We start from the raw sequence: 21,397 nt of genomic DNA, 5'->3' as shown, positions 1-21,397 counted from the left end.
CTTGTGGTTCGTCGCGAACTTTCGGTTCGTTTCGTCTTCACCACCGCAATCTGCGTGAGCAAATTGCTTGGGTGTTATATGGTCAAGCCTCACGGGCAATTAGTATTGGTTAGCTCAACGCCTCACAGCGCTTACACACCCAACCTATCAACGTCGTAGTCTTCGACGGCCCTTCAGGGAGCTCAAGGCTCCAGTGAGATCTCATCTTGAGGCAAGTTTCCCGCTTAGATGCTTTCAGCGGTTATCTCTTCCGAACATAGCTACCCGGCAATGCCACTGGCGTGACAACCGGAACACCAGAGGTTCGTCCACTCCGGTCCTCTCGTACTAGGAGCAGCCCCTCTCAAATCTCAAACGTCCACGGCAGATAGGGACCGAACTGTCTCACGACGTTCTAAACCCAGCTCGCGTACCACTTTAAATGGCGAACAGCCATACCCTTGGGACCGGCTTCAGCCCCAGGATGTGATGAGCCGACATCGAGGTGCCAAACACCGCCGTCGATATGAACTCTTGGGCGGTATCAGCCTGTTATCCCCGGAGTACCTTTTATCCGTTGAGCGATGGCCCTTCCATACAGAACCACCGGATCACTAAGACCTACTTTCGTACCTGCTCGACGTGTGTGTCTCGCAGTCAAGCGCGCTTTTGCCTTTATACTCTACGACCGATTTCCGACCGGTCTGAGCGCACCTTCGTACTCCTCCGTTACTCTTTGGGAGGAGACCGCCCCAGTCAAACTACCCACCATACACTGTCCTCGATCCGGATAACGGACCTGAGTTAGAACCTCAAGGTTGCCAGGGTGGTATTTCAAGGATGGCTCCATGAGAACTGGCGTCCCCACTTCAAAGCCTCCCACCTATCCTACACAAGCAAGCTCAAAGTCCAGTGCAAAGCTATAGTAAAGGTTCACGGGGTCTTTCCGTCTAGCCGCGGATACACTGCATCTTCACAGCGATTTCAATTTCACTGAGTCTCGGGTGGAGACAGCGCCGCCATCGTTACGCCATTCGTGCAGGTCGGAACTTACCCGACAAGGAATTTCGCTACCTTAGGACCGTTATAGTTACGGCCGCCGTTTACCGGGGCTTCGATCAAGAGCTTCGCTTGCGCTAACCCCATCAATTAACCTTCCGGCACCGGGCAGGCGTCACACCCTATACGTCCACTTTCGTGTTTGCAGAGTGCTGTGTTTTTAATAAACAGTCGCAGCGGCCTGGTATCTTCGACCGGCGTGGGCTTACGCAGCAAGTGCTTCACCCTCACCGGCGCACCTTCTCCCGAAGTTACGGTGCCATTTTGCCTAGTTCCTTCACCCGAGTTCTCTCAAGCGCCTTGGTATTCTCTACCTAACCACCTGTGTCGGTTTGGGGTACGGTTCCCAGTTATCTGAAGCTTAGGAGCTTTTCTTGGAAGCATGGCATCAACCACTTCGCGCTCTAATGAGCACTCGTCATCAGCTCTCGGCCTTGAGATCCCGGATTTGCCTAAGATCTCAGCCTACCACCTTAAACTTGGACAACCAACGCCAAGCTGGCCTAGCCTTCTCCGTCCCTCCATCGCAATAACTGGAAGTACAGGAATATTAACCTGTTTTCCATCGACTACGCTTTTCAGCCTCGCCTTAGGGACCGACTAACCCTGCGTCGATTAACGTTGCGCAGGAAACCTTGGTCTTTCGGCGTGCGAGTTTTTCACTCGCATTGTCGTTACTCATGTCAGCATTCGCACTTCTGATACCTCCAGCAAGCTTCTCAACTCACCTTCACAGGCTTACAGAACGCTCCTCTACCGCATCACCTAAAGGTGATACCCGTAGCTTCGGTGCATGGTTTGAGCCCCGTTACATCTTCCGCGCAGGCCGACTCGACTAGTGAGCTATTACGCTTTCTTTAAAGGGTGGCTGCTTCTAAGCCAACCTCCTAGCTGTCTAAGCCTTCCCACATCGTTTCCCACTTAACCATGACTTTGGGACCTTAGCTGACGGTCTGGGTTGTTTCCCTTTTCACGACGGACGTTAGCACCCGCCGTGTGTCTCCCATGCTCGGCACTTGTAGGTATTCGGAGTTTGCATCGGTTTGGTAAGTCGGGATGACCCCCTAGCCGAAACAGTGCTCTACCCCCTACAGTGATACATGAGGCGCTACCTAAATAGCTTTCGAGGAGAACCAGCTATCTCCGAGCTTGATTAGCCTTTCACTCCGATCCACAGGTCATCCGCTAACTTTTCAACGGTAGTCGGTTCGGTCCTCCAGTCAGTGTTACCTAACCTTCAACCTGCCCATGGATAGATCGCCCGGTTTCGGGTCTATACCCAGCGACTAAAGCGCCCTATTAAGACTCGCTTTCGCTACGCCTCCCCTATTCGGTTAAGCTCGCCACTGAATATAAGTCGCTGACCCATTATACAAAAGGTACGCAGTCACCTAACAAAGTAGGCTCCCACTGTTTGTACGCATACGGTTTCAGGTTCTATTTCACTCCCCTCTCCGGGGTTCTTTTCGCCTTTCCCTCACGGTACTGGTTCACTATCGGTCAGTCAGTAGTATTTAGCCTTGGAGGATGGTCCCCCCATGTTCAGACAAAGTTTCTCGTGCTCCGTCCTACTCGATTTCACTGGCAAGAGATTTTCGTGTACGGGGCTATCACCCACTATGGCCGCACTTTCCAGAGCGTTCCACTAATCTCAAACCAGCTTAAGGGCTGGTCCCCGTTCGCTCGCCACTACTAAGGGAATCTCGGTTGATTTCTTTTCCTCAGGGTACTTAGATGTTTCAGTTCCCCTGGTTCGCCTCTTGCACCTATGTATTCAGTACAAGATAACCAGCTTGTGCTGGCTGGGTTCCCCCATTCAGAGATCTCTGGATCACAGTCTGTTTGCCGACTCCCCAAAGCTTATCGCAGGCTACCACGTCTTTCATCGCCTCTGACTGCCAAGGCATCCACCGTATGCGCTTCTTCACTTGACCATATAACCCCAAGCAATCTGGTTATACTGTGAAGACGACATTCGCCGAAAATTCGCACGTCGCTCTTTCGAGCAGAACTCACAAATTTTACCTTAGCCTGATCCACCAGCAGTGAAACTGGTGTTCAGTCTATTTCTATCACATATCCGAATTTTTAAAGAACGATCTGACAAAAGTCAGAAATCAACATTCATCACCGAATGTTCATTTCTAAGTTCTGAGCAGTGCTGCGAAACCTGAAAGAGTGGTGGAGCCAAGCGGGATCGAACCGCTGACCTCCTGCGTGCAAGGCAGGCGCTCTCCCAGCTGAGCTATGGCCCCATTTGACCAGCCGCACCAAGTAATTGGTAGGTCTGGGCAGATTTGAACTGCCGACCTCACCCTTATCAGGGGTGCGCTCTAACCAACTGAGCTACAGACCTATAACAGGGTCGCGTTACAGCATCGTCTTTACACAATGAATCAAGCAATTCGTGTGGGAGCTCATCAGCAGGCTGATGTCTTCGATTAAGGAGGTGATCCAGCCGCAGGTTCCCCTACGGCTACCTTGTTACGACTTCACCCCAGTCATGAATCACACCGTGGTAACCGTCCTCCCGAAGGTTAGACTAGCTACTTCTGGTGCAACCCACTCCCATGGTGTGACGGGCGGTGTGTACAAGGCCCGGGAACGTATTCACCGCAACATTCTGATTTGCGATTACTAGCGATTCCGACTTCACGCAGTCGAGTTGCAGACTGCGATCCGGACTACGATCGGTTTTGTGAGATTAGCTCCACCTCGCGGCTTGGCAACCCTCTGTACCGACCATTGTAGCACGTGTGTAGCCCAGGCCGTAAGGGCCATGATGACTTGACGTCATCCCCACCTTCCTCCGGTTTGTCACCGGCAGTCTCCTTAGAGTGCCCACCATAACGTGCTGGTAACTAAGGACAAGGGTTGCGCTCGTTACGGGACTTAACCCAACATCTCACGACACGAGCTGACGACAGCCATGCAGCACCTGTGTCAGAGTTCCCGAAGGCACCAATCCATCTCTGGAAAGTTCTCTGCATGTCAAGGCCTGGTAAGGTTCTTCGCGTTGCTTCGAATTAAACCACATGCTCCACCGCTTGTGCGGGCCCCCGTCAATTCATTTGAGTTTTAACCTTGCGGCCGTACTCCCCAGGCGGTCAACTTAATGCGTTAGCTGCGCCACTAAAATCTCAAGGATTCCAACGGCTAGTTGACATCGTTTACGGCGTGGACTACCAGGGTATCTAATCCTGTTTGCTCCCCACGCTTTCGCACCTCAGTGTCAGTATCAGTCCAGGTGGTCGCCTTCGCCACTGGTGTTCCTTCCTATATCTACGCATTTCACCGCTACACAGGAAATTCCACCACCCTCTACCATACTCTAGCTCGCCAGTTTTGGATGCAGTTCCCAGGTTGAGCCCGGGGCTTTCACATCCAACTTAACGAACCACCTACGCGCGCTTTACGCCCAGTAATTCCGATTAACGCTTGCACCCTCTGTATTACCGCGGCTGCTGGCACAGAGTTAGCCGGTGCTTATTCTGTCGGTAACGTCAAAATTGCACGGTATTAACGTACAACCCTTCCTCCCAACTTAAAGTGCTTTACAATCCGAAGACCTTCTTCACACACGCGGCATGGCTGGATCAGGCTTTCGCCCATTGTCCAATATTCCCCACTGCTGCCTCCCGTAGGAGTCTGGACCGTGTCTCAGTTCCAGTGTGACTGATCATCCTCTCAGACCAGTTACGGATCGTCGCCTAGGTGAGCCATTACCTCACCTACTAGCTAATCCGACCTAGGCTCATCTGATAGCGCAAGGCCCGAAGGTCCCCTGCTTTCTCCCGTAGGACGTATGCGGTATTAGCGTTCCTTTCGAAACGTTGTCCCCCACTACCAGGCAGATTCCTAGGCATTACTCACCCGTCCGCCGCTGAATCAAGGAGCAAGCTCCCGTCATCCGCTCGACTTGCATGTGTTAGGCCTGCCGCCAGCGTTCAATCTGAGCCATGATCAAACTCTTCAGTTCAATACTGCTTGGGTTTTTAGAAACCCTAAACTTGGCTCAGCAATCTCAAATGACTATGTGATTTCTCGCATGGCCACTTGTGATGCTGATAATCTTGGCGACTATCAGTCCATACTCACAAGCACCCACACGAATTGCTTGATTCAATTTGTTAAAGAGCGTTTGGTTAAGAGCGTTTCGTCTCAACCGAGGCGCGCATTCTACGCTTTCCTCATTTGCTGTCAAGCGTTTATTTTGAAGTTTTTCAGAAGCTGCTTTTTGCAAAAGACCTTCTACCTCAACAACTTACCGCTTGCCTCGTGGCGTTCAACGCTGCGAGGAGGCGAATAATACGCGGTTTGATTTCAGAGTCAACACCTTGATCTGAAAAAACTTTCGATCACCATCCGGCGGCACGTCGGCAACTATTCGCCACGGTTGCCGCTCTGTAGAGAAACACGCAAGCGGAGCGGCTTTGCCATGAGCGATGCACAGAATGAGAAGACCCCGGGGCTATCGGCGGACGAAGAGCAGGAAGTCAGCCACAACCAGCCGCCGCGGGCGGCTGTCTTGCACGAGATCATCCGCTACCAGGGCGACCAGGAACTGGAGCGCACCCTCGCCGCCTTGTGGTGGTCCGCGCTGGCGGCAGGTCTGACCATGGGCCTGTCATTGATGGCCATGGGGCTGTTCTATGCCCGCCTGCCCGAAGGCGACAGCGCCCAGGTAGTTGCCAGCCTGGGCTACAGCGCAGGCTTCCTGGCGGTGATCCTCGCCCGCCAGCAACTGTTCACCGAGAACACCCTGACCGCCGTGCTCCCGGTGATGACCGCGCCCACCCTGAGCAATCTCGGCCGGCTGCTGCGCCTGTGGTGCGTCGTCCTGCTCGGCAACCTGGCCGGCACGCTGCTGGTGGCCTGGGTGATGCTCGAACTGCCGATCTTCGACAGCAAGACCGACATCGCCTTCCTTGAGGTGGGCCGCAAGGTGATGACCAACGACATCAGCCAGATGTTCGCCAAGGGCATCGTCTCCGGGTGGATGATCGCCACCATGGTCTGGATGATCCCGTCCATGGAGCACGCCAAGATCTGGATCATCCTGGTGATCACCTACCTGATGGCCCTCGGCGACTTCACCCACATTGTCGTGGGCTCGGTGGAGGTGTCGTACCTGGTCTGGGCCGGCGATGAAACCTGGCAAGCGTTCTGGCTCGACTTCGCATTGCCCACCCTGGCGGGCAACATCATCGGCGGCAGCTTCATCTTCGCCCTGATCAGCCACGCCCAGGTACGCAGCGACAGCGGCAAGCCTCCCTCGAAGCTATTGAAGGACGACAAACAGACCAGGGACTAGCGCGCCGCAACCGCCCGTTCGGCTCCCCTGCCCCGCCGCGGCAATGGCCGTGGCCGCCACCAGTTCTGCCCGGGGTGCGGCGAGTCGAGGCTGACCCGCTCGCCCATCTGCGGCGTGCTCAGTTGCACCTGGGCGGTATTGGCCAGGGCCAGGATACGCTCGAAGGGCTCCTGCCAACCGTGGATGGACAGGTCGAAGGTGCCGTTATGAATCGGCAACAGCCAGCGACCTCGCAAGTCCAGGTGCGCCTGCAGAGTCTGTTCCGGCTGCATGTGCACATTGGGCCAGGCAAAGTTATAGGCGCCAGTCTCCATCAGGGTCAGGTCGAACGGCCCATACTGCTCGCCGATTTCACGGAAACCGTCGAAATAGCCGGTATCGCCACTGAAGAACAGCCGCAGCCCTTCGTCGATCATCACCCAGGACGCCCAGAGTCTGCGGTTGCTGTCGAACAGCCCGCGCCCGGAAAAATGCTGGGCAGGCGTGGCGACGAAGCGAACCCCTTCGACTTCGGTTTCCCGCCACCAGTCCAGTTGCCGCACCTTGGCCGGTGGCACGCCCCACTCGATGAGCAGGTCCCCCACGCCCAACGGTGCTAGGAAATGCTCGGTGCGCGGTGCCAGTTGGCGGATGGCCTGCTCATCCAGATGGTCGTAATGGTCGTGGGAGAGAATCACCGCAGTCAGTGGCGGCAGGTCGCTCAGCGCCAGCGGCGGCGCATGGAAGCGTAACGGCCCGGCCCATTGCACCGGCGAGGCGCGCTCGGCGAACACCGGGTCGGTAATGAAGAAGCGCCCGCGCAACTTGAGCAGCACGGTGGAATGGCCGAGGCGCCACAGGCTGTGATCCGGTGCGTCAGCCACCTGCTGGCGGGTCATCGGCTGGAGGGTCAGCGCCGCATCCGGTCGTGTTTGCGGTGGCTTGCGCAGCAACAGGTACTTGACGCCGATGCGCAGCTTCTTGAGCACGCCATCCTTGGGCAGTTCGACCTGGTTGAGAAAGCGTCCGTCACGCTGCGGTGCCGGCTCGCCAGCGGGGATAGCCATGGGGACCATGAGCAGCAGCACTCCGCAAAAGAGGAAAGCCTTCATATTACTCCACAGGGTCGGATCAACCGTGAAATGGCTTGCAAGGTCATTTTTCGCCGATGAAGGATTGTTCAACAATATTCACATTACTTATGCGATAAACGGCGCTCCACAGAAGAACGATAACCATGATCGACAACCGCAGCGGCAAGGGGCTCTCTTTCGTCAGGCGCATCTACCTGCCGCGCATCATCGGCCTGGGGATCGGCCTGTTCGCCGTGATGGCCGCCATCTCCCCGCTGAACCCACCGACCTGGGCCTGGGCCTTGCTGTTGCTCAATGGCCTGGTCTGGCCACATGTGGCCTACCTGTGGGCCCTGCGCTCGGCCACTCCCTACCAGGCCGAGCAGCGCAACATCCTGCTGGATTCGCTGATGGGCGGTTTCTGGACCGCGGCTATCCACTTCAACCCGCTACCCAGCGTCACCATCCTGTCGATGATGACCATGAACAACGTCGCCGCCGGTGGCAAACGCGTGCTGCTACGCGGCCTGTTTGCGCAGCTGTGCGGCATGCTCCTGGCCACCGCGCTGCTCGGCACAGGCCTGCAGACACAGGCCACGCAGTTGCAGGTCCTCGCCTGCCTGCCGATGCTGACCCTCTACCCCCTGGCCCTGGGCTGGGTGTGCTATCAGCTGGCGATCAAGCTGACCGAACACAAGCGCCGCCTCAGCGCCCTGAGCCGTACCGACAGCCTGACCGGCCTGCTCAACCATGGCTCGTGGAAAGACCTGCTGCTGCTCAAGTTCCAGATCTGCCAGCAGCAAAGGCTGCCGGCGGTCATCGCGCTGATCGACATCGACCACTTCAAGACCATCAACGATACCTACGGCCATGTGGTCGGCGACTGCGTGCTGCGCCAACTCAGCCAGGAGCTCAAGCGCAGCTTGCGCGAAGACGACCTGGCCGGGCGCTATGGCGGCGACGAGTTCTGCGTAATCCTCCCCGGCACCCACGAAGCCCAGGCCTGCCAGGCCATGGAGCGCCTGCGCGAACACGTGGCCGCCTACCGCAACCCGCACTTGCCGGGCTTGCGCATCAGCCTGAGCATCGGCCTGGCCGACTTCCGTCCGGGCCTCGCCTCACCGGAGCACTGGCTGGAACAGGCCGACAAGGCCCTGTATGCCGCCAAGCACCAGGGGCGCGACCAGGTCAATTTCGCTCGCGGCGAGGCCGCCACGCTCAGGCTGGCCTATCCTGACTGAACCTTCGCCCAGGCCTCGGGCGCAAGACAGCAGTTGAAGGAGTCGCCCGTACATGGACAGGAACGTCGACCTTTCATCCTCCAGACCCACCTCGCGCCTGCAGGTGCGCCGCCTGGTGGGCGGTTTCTGCGCGCTGTTCGGGCTCGCCTGCGTGTTCACCCTGGTGGCATTGTTCAACATCGCCACCACGCTGGACCGCCAGGCGCTGCAGCAAAGCACCTTCCAGGCCTCTCAGGCACTGGAACAACGGCTGGTGGCCTCGCGCCAGTTCCTCTCCAGCTACGCAGTCTGGGACGCCGCCTACGCACATCTGGTAGGCAAGGTCGACTGGCAGTGGGCATATGACGAAAAGAACGTCGGTGAGTCGCTGTACAGCGCCAGCGGCTACGAAGGTGTGTTCGTGGTCGAGGATGAGCGCACCACCTACGCCCTGTTCAAGGGCAACCCCACCGACTCGCCGGCTAGCGCCCATATCGACAGCCCCCTGGCGGCAATCATCGACGCGGCGCGCAGGGCAGCACCGGCCCGCGAGCAGGTAACCCACTTCGTACGCTTCAACGGCTGGCCCGCAGTGCTCAGCGCCGCGGCAGTACGCCCGGACAAGGAAGTGACCGAGGCTGATGTAAAACAGGCGCCGGTGATGGTGTTCGTCGACCAGCTGACCGAAACCAAGCTCGCAGTTCTGGGCAAAGGCGCGGGTTTGACCGGCATGCGCCTGGAGAAAAGCACCGTCGCTGAGGCCGGACAACCGCATATCGCCCTCGGCGAAACCGGTTATCACCTGGTATGGAACACGCCGTTGCCGGGCCGCCAACTGCTCCATGCCTTCCTGCCGCCGCTGTTGGCGGTATTCCTGATGCTTGGCCTGGTGCTGCTCTACCTGTTCCGCCACGCCCTGCGCAGTTCCCGGGCAATAGATGAAAGCCTGCTGCGATTGCAGCAGAGCAACCGCGCCCTGGAGGCCAGCGAGCAGCGCTTTCGCGCAGTGGCCGAAGCCGCCTCCGACTGGATCTGGGAAACCGACCGCCATCACCGCCTGACCTACCTGTCGCAGCGCTTCGTCAGCGTCACCGGCTACCGCATCGAGGACTGGCTAGGCCAGCCGCTCAACCAGTTGCTGGCCTGCGACACCACGCCCCTGCTGCCCTGGCTCGACAACGAGGCCGACAGCGACACGCAGCAACTGGCCAACCTGCGTTGCAACTACGATGACGCCACCGGGCAGAACCGTTACTGCCGTGTGTCGGCGCGCTCGATCATCTATGAAGGCAAGCTCGCCGGGTTTCGCGGCACCGCCAGCGACATCACCGACGAGGTTGCCGCCCATGCCCGCATCCAGCACCTGTCGATGCACGACGCCCTGACGGGCCTGGCAAATCGCAACAAACTCTCGCGCCATCTCGAACAAGCCCTGCTGCGCGGCAGCGACTCGCCGCCGCTGACGCTGTTGCTGCTCGACCTGGACAGCTTCAAGCCGATCAACGACTCCCTCGGCCACCCCGCCGGCGATGCGGTGTTGCAGGAAGTGGCCAGCCGCCTGCGCGATACTACCCGCGACGATGACCTGGTTGCCCGCCTGGGTGGCGATGAGTTCGTCCTGGCCCTGCATGGCCTGGACAACCGCAGCGAGATCGACCGCTTCTGCGCACGCCTGCTCGACCTGTTGCAACAACCCATCGGTTTCGAGGAGCACCAGTTGCACATCGGCGCCAGCATCGGCATCGCCCAGACCCGGGCACAGGGCTACGATGCCGGCGAACTGATCCGTTGCGCCGACATTGCCCTGTACCAGGCCAAGGCCGACGGCAAGAACACCTGGCGCTACTTCTCGCCGGAAATGAACCAGCAGATCCAGTACCGCCGCCAGCTGGAAAACGACCTGCGCCGGGCGATCAAGCAGCACGAGTTCGTGCTGCACTACCAGCCACGCTACCGCCTGGACGATCTGCGCATTGTTTCGGTGGAAGCTCTTTTGCGCTGGGAGCATCCCCAGGAAGGGCTTATCGGGCCAGACACCTTCATTCCCTTGGCCGAACAGAGCGACCTGATCGTCCCGCTGGGCCGCTGGGTGCTCGAAGAAGCCTGCCGCAATGCCCGTGACTGGCCCGAAGAGCTGCTGGTCTCGGTCAACCTGTCGCCCGCGCAGTTCTCCCGTAGCGATGTGGTCGCCGATGTGCGCCAGGTGTTGCTGGACACCGGATTCCCCGCCCAGCGCCTGGAGCTGGAAATCACCGAGAACGTGATGCTCAACGACATCGAAGGCGCCCTGGGCACCATGCTCGCGCTCAAGGAACTGGGCGTGCGCCTGAACATGGACGACTTCGGCACCGGCTACTCGTCACTGGGCTACCTGCGCACCTACCCCTTCGACAGCATCAAGATAGACAAGCGCTTCATCGCCGGATTGAGCAGCCAGAGCGGCAACGACCGGGCCGTGGTCCAGGCGATCATCAACCTCGGCAAGGCCATGGGGCTGACCGTGACCGCCGAGGGCGTGGAGACCGAGCAGCAATTGAAGGCGCTGGACAAGGAGCAGTGCCATGAGGTGCAGGGCTACTACTTGAGCAGGCCGGTGGACCGGGCCGCGTTCGAGGCGCTGCTGGCTAACCGGGAAGTTCGCCAGGATGCGTCCTGAATGCACTGCCCAGGCTCAACGCAGGTTGCGCTCAGCGACAATCTCGGGCAAATCGGTACGGTTGAGGTAGATGCGCAACGGCTCGCCGATATTTAACCTGTCATCCACATGCTGTTCCAGCAGCAACGCCAGGCGCTCTCGGCACAGCGCCATGCGTGCATCAGCCTCGGGCCGCCAGACGAACTCGCTGCAGGGCGTGATGCTGTCGTCGGCCACGTCCATGCCGAACGCGTCCTCTGAAAACCGCACGATATGGGTGCCGCGTTTGCCGTGAAAGCCGACGAAGCCCTTGAGCTGGTCGGCGGCGATGCAGATGTCCTGGGATGTGATGGCCATGGCGTAACCTCGCAAAGAATTCGGAAGTGACGCACGCAGAGGGGGCGGTCGCCTCTGGCGGGCAACGCGCAAGTGCCAGCCTAACCCAAGTGCCAGACCGTTCGCCAAGGTTTTTCACCCATCGCGCCAAGGCCCGCTAGACTGGATTTTCGAGCCCCTTCGTCGTTATCGGATCCGCCCCTCATGACCCAGGCCGTCACCGCCGACATCGCCATCATTGGTCGCATCAACGCCGTGCCGGCCATCCTCCAGGTCATCTGCGAGACCACGGGCCTGCGCTTTGCCGCCGTGGCCCGGGTGACCGAAAGCAGCTGGACGGCCTGCGCGGTGCTCGACACCCTGGGATTCGGCCTCGAAGTAGGCGGTGAACTCGAGGTCGCCTCCACGCTGTGCCACGAAATCCGCAGTACACGCCAGACCATCATCATCGACAAGGCCAGCGAGGATGAGCAGTACTGCCGCCACCACGCCCCGCACCAGTATCGCTTCGAAAGCTACATTTCAGTTCCGGTGCTACGTACCGACGGCAGCTTCTTCGGTACCATCTGTGCCCTGGACGCCCAGCCAACGCAACTCAAAGGCACGGCAATCCAGCCAATGATGGAATCGTTCGCCCGCCTGCTGGCCATCCAGATCGAAAGCGAGGAAAGCGCCCAGCGCACTGAGCGTGCCCTGCACAAAGAGCGCGCCATGGCCGAGGTCCGTGAGCAGTTCATTGCGGTACTCGGACACGACCTGCGCAACCCGCTGTTCGCCATCACTGCCGGTGCCGAATTGCTCAGCCAACGGCTGGTGGACGACAAACAACGTGCTATCGCCCTGCATATCCGTACCTGCGGCCGGCGAGCCACCGAACTGGTGCGCGATATGCTGGACTTTGCCCGTGGCCGCCTCGGTGCGGGGATCCCTTTGAACTTGCAGCCTTGCCACGATCTGCCCGAAGCCCTCGGCCATGTGGCCTCCGAACTGCAGCGTGTGCACCCGCGACGGCGCATCATCCTTGACATTGGCCAAGTTGGAGGACTGTTGTGTGACCGCGAACGGATCACGCAACTGTTGTCCAACCTGATAGCCAATGCCCTGCTTCATGGCGATCCACAGGGCCCGGTCACCGTGCGTGCGACCCTCAGCGACAATACGTTCGACCTTAGCGTGCACAACCAGGGCACGCCGATAGACCCACAAACCCTACCCCTGCTGTTCGAGCCCTTCACCCGACCGATCTCCGGCGCGCCCCAGGCAGGCCTGGGGCTGGGCCTGTACATCGCCAAGCAGATCGCCCTGGCCCACGGCGGTCACATGGAGGTGACGTCCAGTGCCGAGGCGGGCACGCTGTTCAGTGTTCACCTGCCGGCGGATCGACCTGCGACTCCAGCAGCACCGAGAGCCAGTTCATGAACGCCTGGACCCGGCGCGGCACATGGCGCTGCCGCGCATACAACAGCGAAACCGGCATGGCCCGCGCCTGCCAGGGCTCGAGCAGCGACACCAGTTCACCGTCACGCAGATGCTCGTCGACGCCTACCGCCGGCACCTGAATCAGACCGAGCCCAGCAAGACAGGCAGCGGAATAGGCCTCTGCATTGTTCACCGTGACCACGCCGGCCATGGCCTGGAAGCGCAGTTCGCCGCCCTGCTCGTATTCGAATCCGGCACTGCGCGCGCCGAGGTTGCGCACGTAGTGGACCAATCTATGGTCGGCCAGGTCCTCCAGGCTGCGGGGTAGGCCATGCCGCTCTAGATAGGCGGGGCTGGCGCAGTTGCGCATGCTCAGCCGCCCAACCGGGCGCGCTACCACATCCAGGTCGCTGAGCATGCCGATGCGCATCACGCAGTCAAAACCTTCGCGCAGCAGGTCGACCTGGCGGTCGGTGCAACTGATCTCCACGTCCAGGCGCGGGAAACGCTCGAGAAACCGCGGCAGCGCCGGCACGATGACCCGTCGCGCCATCATGGTAGGCAGGTCGATCCGCAGACGCCCGGCCAGCTCGGCGTCGTCGGCGCTGAACAGGCTTTCAATCTCATCCATGCCCGACAACAGGTCCTTGCTGCGCTCGTACAGCAAGGCGCCGTCCTGGGTCGTGCGCACCCGGCGCGTGGTGCGGTTGAGCAGGCGCGTGCCGAGCAGGTTTTCCAGCGCCCGCACCTGTTCGGAGACAGTCGAGCGCGGCAGCCCCAGGCTTTCGCCGGCCAAGGTGAAACTGCTCAGTTCGCTGACCCTGACAAAGGTACGCAGCAGATCCAGCTTGTTCATACCCATCCTCATTGTCCGATTTATACGAACAGTATTTCCGGAATCCGTGGATTTAACAGCCTATCCACGATCAATAACCTGTCCGCAACAGCCAGCCATAACGAGGTATCCGACATGACTCGCAAGATCGCACTGATCACCGGCGCCAGCCGCGGCCTGGGCAAGAACACCGCCGAACACCTGGCCGCCCGTGGCATCGACATCATCGGCACCTACCACAGCAAGGCCGACGAAGCCCGCGCCGTTGCGGCCACGCTGGAGCAGGCCGGCGTGCGCGCCGCCATGCTGCCACTGGACGTCAGCGACAGCGTCAGCTTCGCAGGTTTCGTCGAACGCCTGGGCGACACCCTCGAACAGCAGTTCGGCCGCCGTCAGCTGGACTTCCTGGTGAACAACGCCGGCATCGGCCTGAAAGTGCCATTCAGCGAGACCAGCGAGGCGCAGTTCGACCAGTTGCTGAACATCCAGCTCAAAGGCCCGTTCTTCCTTACCCAGCGCCTGCTGCCGCTGCTGGCCGACGGCGGGCGCATCGTCAACATCTCCACCGGCCTGACCCGCTTCGCCCTGCCCGGCTATGCCGCCTATGCGGCCATGAAGGGCGCCATGGAAGTACTGACCCGCTACCAGGCCAAGGAACTGGGCGCGCGCGGCATCCGGGTGAACATTCTCGCGCCGGGCGCCATCGAGACCGATTTCGGCGGGGGCGTGGTGCGTGACAATCAGCAGGTCAATGACTACATCGCTGGCAACACCGCGCTGGGCCGGGTCGGCCTGCCCGACGATATCGGCGCGGCCATCGCCCTGTTGCTGGAAGATGGCAATGGCTGGATCAGCGGGCAGCGGCTGGAGGTGTCGGGGGGCATGTTCCTCTGAGGCGCACGCTGCGCAATGCGCTCAAGCTCTGTTCAAGGCCTGGTGCAGCGCGGCGACGGCAGGGAGTGACAAAGCCTCATGGGTGATGCACAAGCCGATCCGGCGCCGCAGTGCCAGGCCGCTGCCGGGCCGCCAGTAGACCCCGGGACAGCGCTCGGCCAGGGACTGCGGCAACCATGCCGCGCCCAGCCCGGCGGCGACCATGGCCAGCGCCAGTTGCAACGAACCGGCCTGGCCAACCTGCTCGCCTTCGCCGTACAACCCCATCAGGCGCTGGTGCGAAGGATGCTGCGGACAGGTGATCCAGCGCCCGTCCGGCTGGCTGCCGGTCGCCATCACCAGCACAAAGGCCTCCTCCCACAACGGCAGGAACAGTTCGTCCTCGCAGCGCTGGGCCTCATCGGCCAGCCGCGCATCCCCGTCGCAGCCTTCGAGCAAGGTCAATTGCAGGCCCGCCACCGCCTGGTTGGCCAGGCGCACGCAAGCCTCGACCTGGGCCGGCGCGATGTCCGCCTCGATGCCCAGGGCCAAAGGCATCCGCTCCTGCCCCTGGCGAAAGCGCAGGCGCAGCGCATCGGCCTCGGCCACCATGCGACAGGCCTGGGGATACAGCTCACGCGCCTGCTCGCTGACTTCGACCCCACGGGCCTGACGCAGGAACAGCTCGGCGCCCAGGTCATCCTCCAGCTGGCGGATAGTCACCGACAAGGTCGGCTGCGCCACGCACAGGCGCTGGGCGGCTACAGTGATGTTGCGCGCTTCGAATACCGCGATAAAAGCCTTGAGATGCCGGATATCCATAGATAGAACCGATGCCAGCCAGAGAAATAAGCCGTTTTTCATGGCCGAAAGGGTTATCTAGAATCCTGGCCATCGAAAGTGATTATGCCTGGGAGGCAACCATGAACAAACCCCTGATCATTATCACCGGCGCCAGCTCCGGCATCGGCGCCGCCACCGCCCAACGCTTTTCCGCCGCGGGCCATCCGCTGTTGCTGATCGCCCGCCGCCTGGATCGCCTGGAGGCGCTGGCGTTGCCCGATTGCCTGTGCCGCGCCGTGGATATCCGTGACCGCGCGGCGCTGGTGGCCGCCGTGGCCGAGGCCGAAGCCGTGTACGGGCCGGCCGATGCCCTGGTGAACAATGCCGGGGTGATGCTGCTGGGGCAGATGCACGAACAGGACCCGGAACAATGGGAGCGCATGTTCGACATCAACGTCAAAGGCCTGCTCAACGGCGTGCACGCGCTGATCGGCGGGATGGTCGAGCGGCGCCATGGCACCCTGATCAATGTCAGCTCGGTGGCCGGACGCAAGACCTTCCCCAACCATGTGGCCTACGTAGGCAGCAAGTTCGCCGTGCACGGGTTGTCGGAGAACCTGCGCGAGGAGTTGGCGCCGCACAATGTGCGGGTGGTGACCATCGCGCCGGGCGCAGTGGAGACCGAGCTGCTCGGGCATACCACCGACGAGGGCATCAAGCGCGACTACGAAGCGTGGAAGGCCAATGACATGGGCGGCGTGGTGCTGTCGGCGGAAGATGTCGCCGGGGCGATCGTCTGGGCCTACCAGCAGCCGCAGCAAGTGTGCATTCGCGAGATCGTGCTGGCGGCGACTGCCCAGCAGCCTTGAGGCTGAGTACCGGGGGCGCCATGCGCCCCGTTCGCCGGCGAGCCGGCTCCCACACCGACCGCACCGGGTTCAAGTCATGCGCAATCCAGTGGGCGCAGGCCTGCGCCTTCAAGGCGTTTCATGCACCTGCACGCTCGCCGTCATGCCGGCGCTCAGGGTCACGCCCTCGGGCACCTGGTCCAGGCGGATGCGCACGGGAATGCGCTGCGCCAGCCGCACCTAGTTGAACGTTGGCTCCACCTCGGGCAGCAACTGCCCATCCGGCGTCGAGTTGCGGTCGGTGATCCCTCGGCTGATGCTTTCCACCTGCCCTTGCATCGCATCGCCGGCACCCATGAGCCAGACCTTGACCGGGTCACCGACGCGAATCCGCGGCAGCTTGGTTTCTTCGAAATACGCCTGGATATAGAAAGTGGCATCGTCCACCAGCGCCATCACCGATTGCCCGGTGTTGACGAAATTGCCCTCGGCCAGGCGTAGATTGGTGATATGCCCGCCGCGCGGGGCTCGGACTTCGCTGCGGGCCAGGTTGATCTTTGCCACTTGTAACTGGGCCTCGGCCTCGTGCAGTTCGCCGCGGGCGACAGCGGCGTTGATCTGGGCGTTCTCACGCAACTCGGCACTGATCGCCTCAGGGCCCAGGGCAGTGCGCCGGGCGGCCTCACGCTCGCGCAGGCGCAACTGCTGGGTACGCGTCTCGACCACGGCGGTGGCCTGCTCGAAGGCGGCCTGGAAGCGTTCGCGGTCGATGCTCATCAGCAGCTCGCCGGCCTTCACCTGCTGGTTGTCATGCACCTTCAACGCGCTGACCCAGCCAGACACGTCTGGGGCGATCACCACCACGTCGGCACGCACCCGGGCATCCCGGGTCCAGGGCGTGAGCATGTAGTACTGCCACAGTTGATAGCCGGCAAAAACAGCGAGGATCACCACACACAAGGTGACCAGGGTACGTACGACTGTACGCATGGACTTACTCCTTACAAAGGGCCTGACAGGCGCACCACCCCATACAGCACACAGACGAACAGCGCCGCGTCGAACAACGCCTCGTGCCAGATCCAGCGCCCCAGGGGGGTGGCCTGCACGACGAAGCGCAACAGCCCGGTGAGCACCAGCGCCAGCAACACATAGATCAGAAACGGGCTGAGCAGCACGCCGCCCACTGCCCACTCACGCAACTCCATGGGCTTCCTCCTGCCAGCGGCACCACTTGCCCCAGCTCTTGCGCAATTGCAGCACCGCGCCGATGGCCAGGCGCAGCGGGTCACTGGGCGGCTGGCGGCGCAGGGCCTCGATGAACTCTTCACTGGCGGCGTCCAGGCGCTGGCCCCGCCCCGGCGCCGGGCCGCTGGCGAGTACCGCCTGCAACTGCTGCAGGTACTGGCGCTCGGCATTGCCCAGCGGCGCCTTGGCCACGGCCAGGCACATGCGCAGGTGCACCAGTTCGTCACCGATATCCAGACCGTGCAGGCCATCGTCCCAGCGCTTGCGCTCGGCTTCGGGCAGCTCACTGGCATGCCGCGCCAGTTGCATCAGGCGGTCGGCCATGCGCCCACCGAACCAGCTGTCGGCGCCGCGCAGGTCGCGCCGGGTCAGGCGCACCAGGTCGCCTTGCGTGGCCGCGCGCAGGCGCCGGCCAAGCCAGGCCGGGTGGCGCAGCACCAGCAAGCGGAACGCCATTACCGCGGCGCCCACGCCCAGCAGCATGGCCTGGGCGCTGTTGAGCATGGTCGCCACATCGAAATGCATGGCATTGAGCGGCGCCACCAAAACGATGAAGTGCAGGCAATAGGAAGTGGCAGTCGCCCCGGTACGCGGATGGGCCATGCCCAGTGCGCCGAAGAACAGCGGCACGCCCATGCCCAGGCAGAGCATGGCGAAGCTGCTCCATTGCGGCAGCAGGATCTGCCCCACCAGGAACGCCACCGGGATGGCCAGGAGGATACCGCGCAGGAAACTCAGGCCGATCTGCGCGCCGTTCTCGCGGCTGGCGAACAGGCTGCAGACCACACAGGTGAGCACCAGGCCGCCTGGCGCCGATGGCCAGGCCGTGGCCAGCCAGAAACTGCTCATGGCCAGGAAGGCCAGGGCGCTGCGCGAACCGAACAGCAGGGCAAGGGACAGGTCGCGATGAGTTGCCAGGCTCTGTGTCGCCTTTCTTGGCGCCCGCCCCTGCTCGACGTCGTCGAGGGCCTGGGTGCAAGCCATCGTGTAGTCCAGCAGCAAGCTCAGGCGCGCCAGGCAGTAATGCTCGGCGGGGCTGATCCGCTCGTCGTGGGCGGCGTCCCAGACACGCTGGCGCAACAGCAGCAAGCTGGGCTGGTCGGGGCTGGCCAGGTGAGCGCGCACCTCTTCCAGCCATGGCGCCAGATGCCTGGCTTCGCCCTCTTCAAGCTGGCGCCACTGTCTGCGCACCGAGCGCGAGATGCGCAAAAGCACCATCAGTGACTGGCTCAGGCCGCTGATCGCCCGGGCGCGTTGGCGGCCGCGGCTGCCTTCGAACCAGGCGTGTTCGCGCTGGGCATCAATGGCGACGATGCGCCCGAGGCTGTCTAGCAGGCCGCTGCGTGCCTCGTCTTCGCCCCCAAGCATGGCGCTGGCCGCCTGCAGGCCGTTGTGCCAAGCCTGGCGAGCCTGGCCGGCCAGTTGCTGCTCCACGCGCATTGGCCAGAGCAGCGCGCTGGTTAGGGTGGCGCAGACGATGCCCAGGCAGATCTCGGTGCAGCGCGCCACGGCCTGGTCGAATACCTGCAGCGGATGGTCGATCGCCGGGAGGGCGATGATCGCCACGGTGTAGCCGGCCAGCACGAACGCGTAGGCCCAGGCGCTGCGCAGTTGGGTCGAGGCAGCGGTGCACAGGGCCAGCCACAAGGCCAGGGTCAGCAGGAACAGCCACGGGGTCTGGGCAAACAGGCCGATGAACACCACCGACATGCAGGTGCCGACCAGGGTGCCGGCCAACCGCGCCAAGCCCTTCTGCACCACCATCCCCGACAACGGCTGGGCGACGATGAAGGCGGTCATCAGCGCCCACGCCGGTTGCTCCAGGCCCCAGCGCATCGCCAGCCACAACGCCAGGCCGCCACCGAGCAAGGTCTTGATGGCGAACTTGAGGGCGAGGCTGCTGGGGGCAAACAGGGCCTGGAAGGTGATGGGCACGAAACGGACCTTGGGCGCGCAGGGGATAATAGGAAGAAAGATAGACAACGAAAGAGAGGATAAAGCGCAAACGATTAATTAGCTAGCTAATCATCTAGATGGACAGATTTTCGCAGGCAAAAAAATGGGCGACCGAAGTCGCCCTAAATGCCTTGCGTGCTCGTGTATCGGGAAGGATCAGCGCTGGTTGCGCTTTTTCGAGTCCTTCCAGATGAAAATGCCCAGACCGGCGAAGAAGGCCAACATCAACCCGACTGTTACCACCCCGGCGATAACCACGTTGTCGAAGAACATGTCGGCTCCTCCCTTGATGTGCCGTCATCCGATGGGTGCAAGGTAACCAATGCGAGGAGGGGGAAAATTGACCGGAGTCAATGGCGCCCGGAGCCGGGCGCGGAAGGCGGGTGCAGGGTTGACCTGCATCAAGTTTCAGCGCTTCTTCGGTTTGCCCTTGGGCTTTTTCTTCTTGGCCTGGCTCAGCGGCATGGCCTGCTCGAAGGCCTGGCGCATGTCGTCCAGGCGCTTGTCATTGAGGTCGTGAATGCGTTTGGCGCGTTCGGCGCCGAAATCGATCAGGTTGTCTTGGCTCATGGCGGGCTCGACGGACAGCAGAGGCCTCAATAATGAAGGCTTGCCAGGGCGCTGACTAGTCAGACTTCGATATCCACCAGCAACCCCTGGCGCGTGCGCTCGCCCATCGGCGCCACCGGCACGGTGTTGTCGGCGTTGAGTTCCTCGCCCGGCAGCGCCTCGTAACGATCACCTTCAGCCTGCTTGCGCCTTTTTTGCTGGCGGCGTTGCTCGTCACGCAGCAGCAAGGCCTGCTCTTCGGGATCACGATGATTCTTCAGGTCGATCGTGCCATCGCTGGAGGTCGGCTGCGTGGGCACCACCGGCGCAATGGTCGGCGGCGGCTTGACCGGGTCGTGTTGCGAGGTCACGGGGGCGGCACTGAGCGGGATGATAGGCGGCAGCATGGGAGGTCTCCTGTAGCCTTGTTGTCGGCTGGTGGTACGCCGCCTTGAATGCCTGCGGTCGAAGGTGTGCGGCGTGTCACAACGCCGCATTGCGCTGGAGTATAGCGCGGGCCTACTCGGCGTCTTCGTCCGGGTCGTCGGGTGGAGGGCTCGCCTCGCTCCATGGCCGCTTGTAAACCTGCTGCCAGACCGCATCCATATGTTCGCGCACACCTGGCGGGGCATTCTTCAACGATGCGCTGTCTTCGCGCTCGCCGCCGAACGGGTCCTCACCGGGCGGGCTGATCAGCGACTGACCGGTGATGGTGTAGATCGCCTGGCCTTCACGCATCTCGATGGCGATGTCGTGGGGGTCGATACCGCCACCGCAGAAGGCATGGCTGGCCACTGTCACTTCGGCGACACCGTCCTTGTTCAGGTCGCCGACATCACTGACATCGGTATAGAAGTCGACGTCCAGGTCCAGGCCAGCGCAGGTGGTCTCCTGCTCGATCTGCCAGCGCGGCTTGAAGACATCGGCACTGGCGGCACGGCCATACAGGGTGGCCTTGAGCACCACCTTGTCGACTTCCTCCTCGGTATCGGGGTCGGTGGCCTGGCCGTCGACCCGGCTCAGCACCAGCAGGCCCTCGCCCTCGCGGTCATGAAAATGCACGCTCTTGATCGGCGTCTGCACACCGAGCACTTCCAGTTGTTCGACCGGGATTGGCGGCAGGATCTCGAAGCTTTTCTGTTCGCAGGCGGCCAGCAGCGCCAGGCTGCCCAGGCCCAAGGTGACGTTCAACCAGCGGTGCTTGGCAAACATGTTGGCGCATGGCCCTCGTGACGGGTGTTCGTCGATGAACACGCTAGACTCACTGAGATTCTTTGGTCTGGCGCAGCCG

Annotated in this window: 16 protein-coding genes, 2 tRNA genes, 2 rRNA genes and 1 pseudogene; 6 read left to right on the top strand and 15 right to left on the bottom strand. The window is 61.5% G+C overall.

Going from position 1 to position 21,397, the window contains the following annotated elements; translation table 11 throughout:
• Nucleotides 1-78: 78 nt before the first annotated feature.
• The 4 genes from C3F42_RS24295 to C3F42_RS24280 all read right to left on the bottom strand — a co-directional run bounded on the left by C3F42_RS24295 (nt 79) and on the right by C3F42_RS24280 (nt 5,017).
• Nucleotides 79-2,972, bottom strand: a 23S ribosomal RNA gene (locus tag C3F42_RS24295).
• 245 nt (nt 2,973-3,217) lie between these two features.
• Nucleotides 3,218-3,293, bottom strand: a tRNA-Ala gene (locus tag C3F42_RS24290).
• Between the two features lie 24 nt (nt 3,294-3,317).
• Nucleotides 3,318-3,394: transfer RNA gene (locus tag C3F42_RS24285), tRNA-Ile, on the bottom strand.
• 86 nt (nt 3,395-3,480) lie between these two features.
• A 16S ribosomal RNA gene (locus tag C3F42_RS24280) occupies nt 3,481-5,017 on the bottom strand.
• The 16S and 23S rRNA genes sit together here with 2 tRNA genes alongside, the layout of an rRNA operon.
• Before the next feature lie 459 nt (nt 5,018-5,476).
• Between C3F42_RS24280 and C3F42_RS24270 the strand changes: the two genes are divergently transcribed.
• Nucleotides 5,477-6,352, top strand: a complete 876-nt coding sequence (locus C3F42_RS24270; protein ID WP_104445005.1) for a formate/nitrite transporter family protein — start codon at nt 5,477-5,479, stop codon at nt 6,350-6,352.
• On the opposite strand, the gene C3F42_RS24265 is transcribed toward C3F42_RS24270, so the two are convergent.
• Entirely contained in the window at nt 6,349-7,443 is a 1,095-nt protein-coding gene (locus C3F42_RS24265; RefSeq protein ID WP_104445004.1) for an MBL fold metallo-hydrolase, read from the bottom strand. The genes C3F42_RS24270 and C3F42_RS24265 overlap by 4 nt on opposite strands.
• 125 nt (nt 7,444-7,568) lie before the next feature.
• On the opposite strand from C3F42_RS24265, the gene C3F42_RS24260 reads away from it, so the two are divergent.
• Both C3F42_RS24260 and C3F42_RS24255 read left to right on the top strand, forming a co-directional pair.
• On the top strand, nt 7,569-8,645 hold the full coding sequence (locus C3F42_RS24260; protein WP_081941285.1) for a diguanylate cyclase: 1,077 nt from the start codon (nt 7,569-7,571) through the stop codon (nt 8,643-8,645).
• Nucleotides 8,646-8,697: 52 nt separating this feature from the next.
• On the top strand, nt 8,698-11,280 hold the full coding sequence (locus C3F42_RS24255) for an EAL domain-containing protein (protein ID WP_104445003.1): 2,583 nt from the start codon (nt 8,698-8,700) through the stop codon (nt 11,278-11,280).
• A 15-nt stretch (nt 11,281-11,295) separates the two neighbouring features.
• Here the strand turns inward: C3F42_RS24255 and C3F42_RS24250 are convergent, their stop codons facing one another.
• Nucleotides 11,296-11,616, bottom strand: a complete 321-nt coding sequence (locus C3F42_RS24250; RefSeq protein ID WP_023629578.1) for a DUF2025 family protein — start codon at nt 11,614-11,616, stop codon at nt 11,296-11,298.
• 183 nt (nt 11,617-11,799) lie between these two features.
• Between C3F42_RS24250 and C3F42_RS24245 the strand changes: the two genes are divergently transcribed.
• The gene (locus tag C3F42_RS24245) at nt 11,800-13,014 is read left to right on the top strand and encodes a GAF domain-containing sensor histidine kinase (protein ID WP_023629579.1); all 1,215 of its coding nucleotides are present in this window, start codon (nt 11,800-11,802) and stop codon (nt 13,012-13,014) included.
• On the opposite strand, the gene C3F42_RS24240 is transcribed toward C3F42_RS24245, so the two are convergent.
• Nucleotides 12,953-13,870: a LysR family transcriptional regulator gene (locus tag C3F42_RS24240; RefSeq protein WP_038706639.1), complete on the bottom strand. Its 918-nt coding sequence runs from the start codon at nt 13,868-13,870 to the stop codon at nt 12,953-12,955. The genes C3F42_RS24245 and C3F42_RS24240 overlap by 62 nt on opposite strands.
• A gap of 114 nt (nt 13,871-13,984) precedes the next feature.
• On the opposite strand from C3F42_RS24240, the gene C3F42_RS24235 reads away from it, so the two are divergent.
• Nucleotides 13,985-14,743 carry an SDR family NAD(P)-dependent oxidoreductase gene (locus tag C3F42_RS24235; RefSeq protein ID WP_104445002.1) on the top strand — a complete coding sequence of 253 codons (759 nt, stop codon included), beginning with the start codon at nt 13,985-13,987 and terminating at the stop codon, nt 14,741-14,743.
• 21 nt (nt 14,744-14,764) lie between these two features.
• Here C3F42_RS24235 and C3F42_RS24230 read toward each other — a convergent pair whose 3' ends face one another.
• Complete coding sequence (locus tag C3F42_RS24230; protein WP_023633149.1) at nt 14,765-15,544, bottom strand: LysR family transcriptional regulator; 780 nt, start codon at nt 15,542-15,544, stop codon at nt 14,765-14,767.
• Nucleotides 15,545-15,645: 101 nt separating this feature from the next.
• Between C3F42_RS24230 and C3F42_RS24225 the strand changes: the two genes are divergently transcribed.
• The gene (locus C3F42_RS24225) at nt 15,646-16,374 is read left to right on the top strand and encodes an SDR family oxidoreductase (RefSeq protein WP_038706641.1); all 729 of its coding nucleotides are present in this window, start codon (nt 15,646-15,648) and stop codon (nt 16,372-16,374) included.
• Nucleotides 16,375-16,482: 108 nt separating this feature from the next.
• Here C3F42_RS24225 and C3F42_RS24220 read toward each other — a convergent pair.
• The 7 genes and pseudogenes from C3F42_RS24220 to C3F42_RS24200 all read right to left on the bottom strand — a co-directional run bounded on the left by C3F42_RS24220 (nt 16,483) and on the right by C3F42_RS24200 (nt 21,318).
• A pseudogene (locus C3F42_RS24220) lies at nt 16,483-17,343 on the bottom strand (efflux RND transporter periplasmic adaptor subunit).
• 11 nt (nt 17,344-17,354) lie between these two features.
• Complete coding sequence (locus C3F42_RS24215; RefSeq protein ID WP_023632903.1) at nt 17,355-17,561, bottom strand: DUF1656 domain-containing protein; 207 nt, start codon at nt 17,559-17,561, stop codon at nt 17,355-17,357.
• Nucleotides 17,548-19,536 (bottom strand): FUSC family protein, encoded by a 1,989-nt coding sequence (locus C3F42_RS24210; RefSeq protein WP_094012555.1) that lies wholly within the window; start codon nt 19,534-19,536, stop codon nt 17,548-17,550. Before C3F42_RS24210 ends, C3F42_RS24215 begins: the two co-directional genes overlap by 14 nt.
• 177 nt (nt 19,537-19,713) lie before the next feature.
• The gene (gene ccoM, locus C3F42_RS30100; protein ID WP_023629476.1) at nt 19,714-19,830 is read right to left on the bottom strand and encodes a cytochrome c oxidase subunit CcoM; all 117 of its coding nucleotides are present in this window, start codon (nt 19,828-19,830) and stop codon (nt 19,714-19,716) included.
• 135 nt (nt 19,831-19,965) lie between these two features.
• Complete coding sequence (locus tag C3F42_RS29650; RefSeq protein WP_094012556.1) at nt 19,966-20,127, bottom strand: hypothetical protein; 162 nt, start codon at nt 20,125-20,127, stop codon at nt 19,966-19,968.
• Nucleotides 20,128-20,186: 59 nt separating this feature from the next.
• Nucleotides 20,187-20,513 (bottom strand): hypothetical protein, encoded by a 327-nt coding sequence (locus C3F42_RS24205; protein WP_023629474.1) that lies wholly within the window; start codon nt 20,511-20,513, stop codon nt 20,187-20,189.
• A 112-nt stretch (nt 20,514-20,625) separates the two neighbouring features.
• Entirely contained in the window at nt 20,626-21,318 is a 693-nt protein-coding gene (locus C3F42_RS24200; RefSeq protein WP_023629473.1) for a M949_RS01915 family surface polysaccharide biosynthesis protein, read from the bottom strand.
• Between the last annotated feature and the right edge of the window lie 79 nt (nt 21,319-21,397).

Source organism: Pseudomonas sp. PONIH3, assembly GCF_002934345.1.
In the GTDB taxonomy this organism is placed as follows: Bacteria; Pseudomonadota; Gammaproteobacteria; order Pseudomonadales; family Pseudomonadaceae; genus Aquipseudomonas; species Aquipseudomonas soli.
Note: the sequence above shows the minus strand (reverse complement) of the source record. Positions and strands in the feature narration are given on the sequence as shown.

Bases quoted from the DNA above. Each gene is read 5' to 3' on its own strand.
- C3F42_RS24270 (WP_104445005.1), top strand. From the start codon at position 5,477: ATGAGCGATGCACAGAATGAGAAGACCCCGGGGCTATCGGCGGACGAA.
- C3F42_RS24250 (WP_023629578.1), bottom strand. From the start codon at position 11,616: ATGGCCATCACATCCCAGGACATCTGCATCGCCGCCGACCAGCTCAAG.
- C3F42_RS24260 (WP_081941285.1), top strand. From the start codon at position 7,569: ATGATCGACAACCGCAGCGGCAAGGGGCTCTCTTTCGTCAGGCGCATC.
- C3F42_RS24215 (WP_023632903.1), bottom strand. From the start codon at position 17,561: ATGGAGTTGCGTGAGTGGGCAGTGGGCGGCGTGCTGCTCAGCCCGTTT.
- C3F42_RS24200 (WP_023629473.1), bottom strand. From the start codon at position 21,318: ATGTTTGCCAAGCACCGCTGGTTGAACGTCACCTTGGGCCTGGGCAGC.
- C3F42_RS24240 (WP_038706639.1), bottom strand. From the start codon at position 13,870: ATGAACAAGCTGGATCTGCTGCGTACCTTTGTCAGGGTCAGCGAACTG.
- C3F42_RS24205 (WP_023629474.1), bottom strand. From the start codon at position 20,513: ATGCTGCCGCCTATCATCCCGCTCAGTGCCGCCCCCGTGACCTCGCAA.
- C3F42_RS24235 (WP_104445002.1), top strand. From the start codon at position 13,985: ATGACTCGCAAGATCGCACTGATCACCGGCGCCAGCCGCGGCCTGGGC.
- C3F42_RS29650 (WP_094012556.1), bottom strand. From the start codon at position 20,127: ATGAGCCAAGACAACCTGATCGATTTCGGCGCCGAACGCGCCAAACGC.
- ccoM (WP_023629476.1), bottom strand. From the start codon at position 19,830: ATGTTCTTCGACAACGTGGTTATCGCCGGGGTGGTAACAGTCGGGTTG.
- C3F42_RS24255 (WP_104445003.1), top strand. From the start codon at position 8,698: ATGGACAGGAACGTCGACCTTTCATCCTCCAGACCCACCTCGCGCCTG.
- C3F42_RS24245 (WP_023629579.1), top strand. From the start codon at position 11,800: ATGACCCAGGCCGTCACCGCCGACATCGCCATCATTGGTCGCATCAAC.
- C3F42_RS24265 (WP_104445004.1), bottom strand. From the start codon at position 7,443: ATGAAGGCTTTCCTCTTTTGCGGAGTGCTGCTGCTCATGGTCCCCATG.
- C3F42_RS24230 (WP_023633149.1), bottom strand. From the start codon at position 15,544: ATGGATATCCGGCATCTCAAGGCTTTTATCGCGGTATTCGAAGCGCGC.
- C3F42_RS24225 (WP_038706641.1), top strand. From the start codon at position 15,646: ATGAACAAACCCCTGATCATTATCACCGGCGCCAGCTCCGGCATCGGC.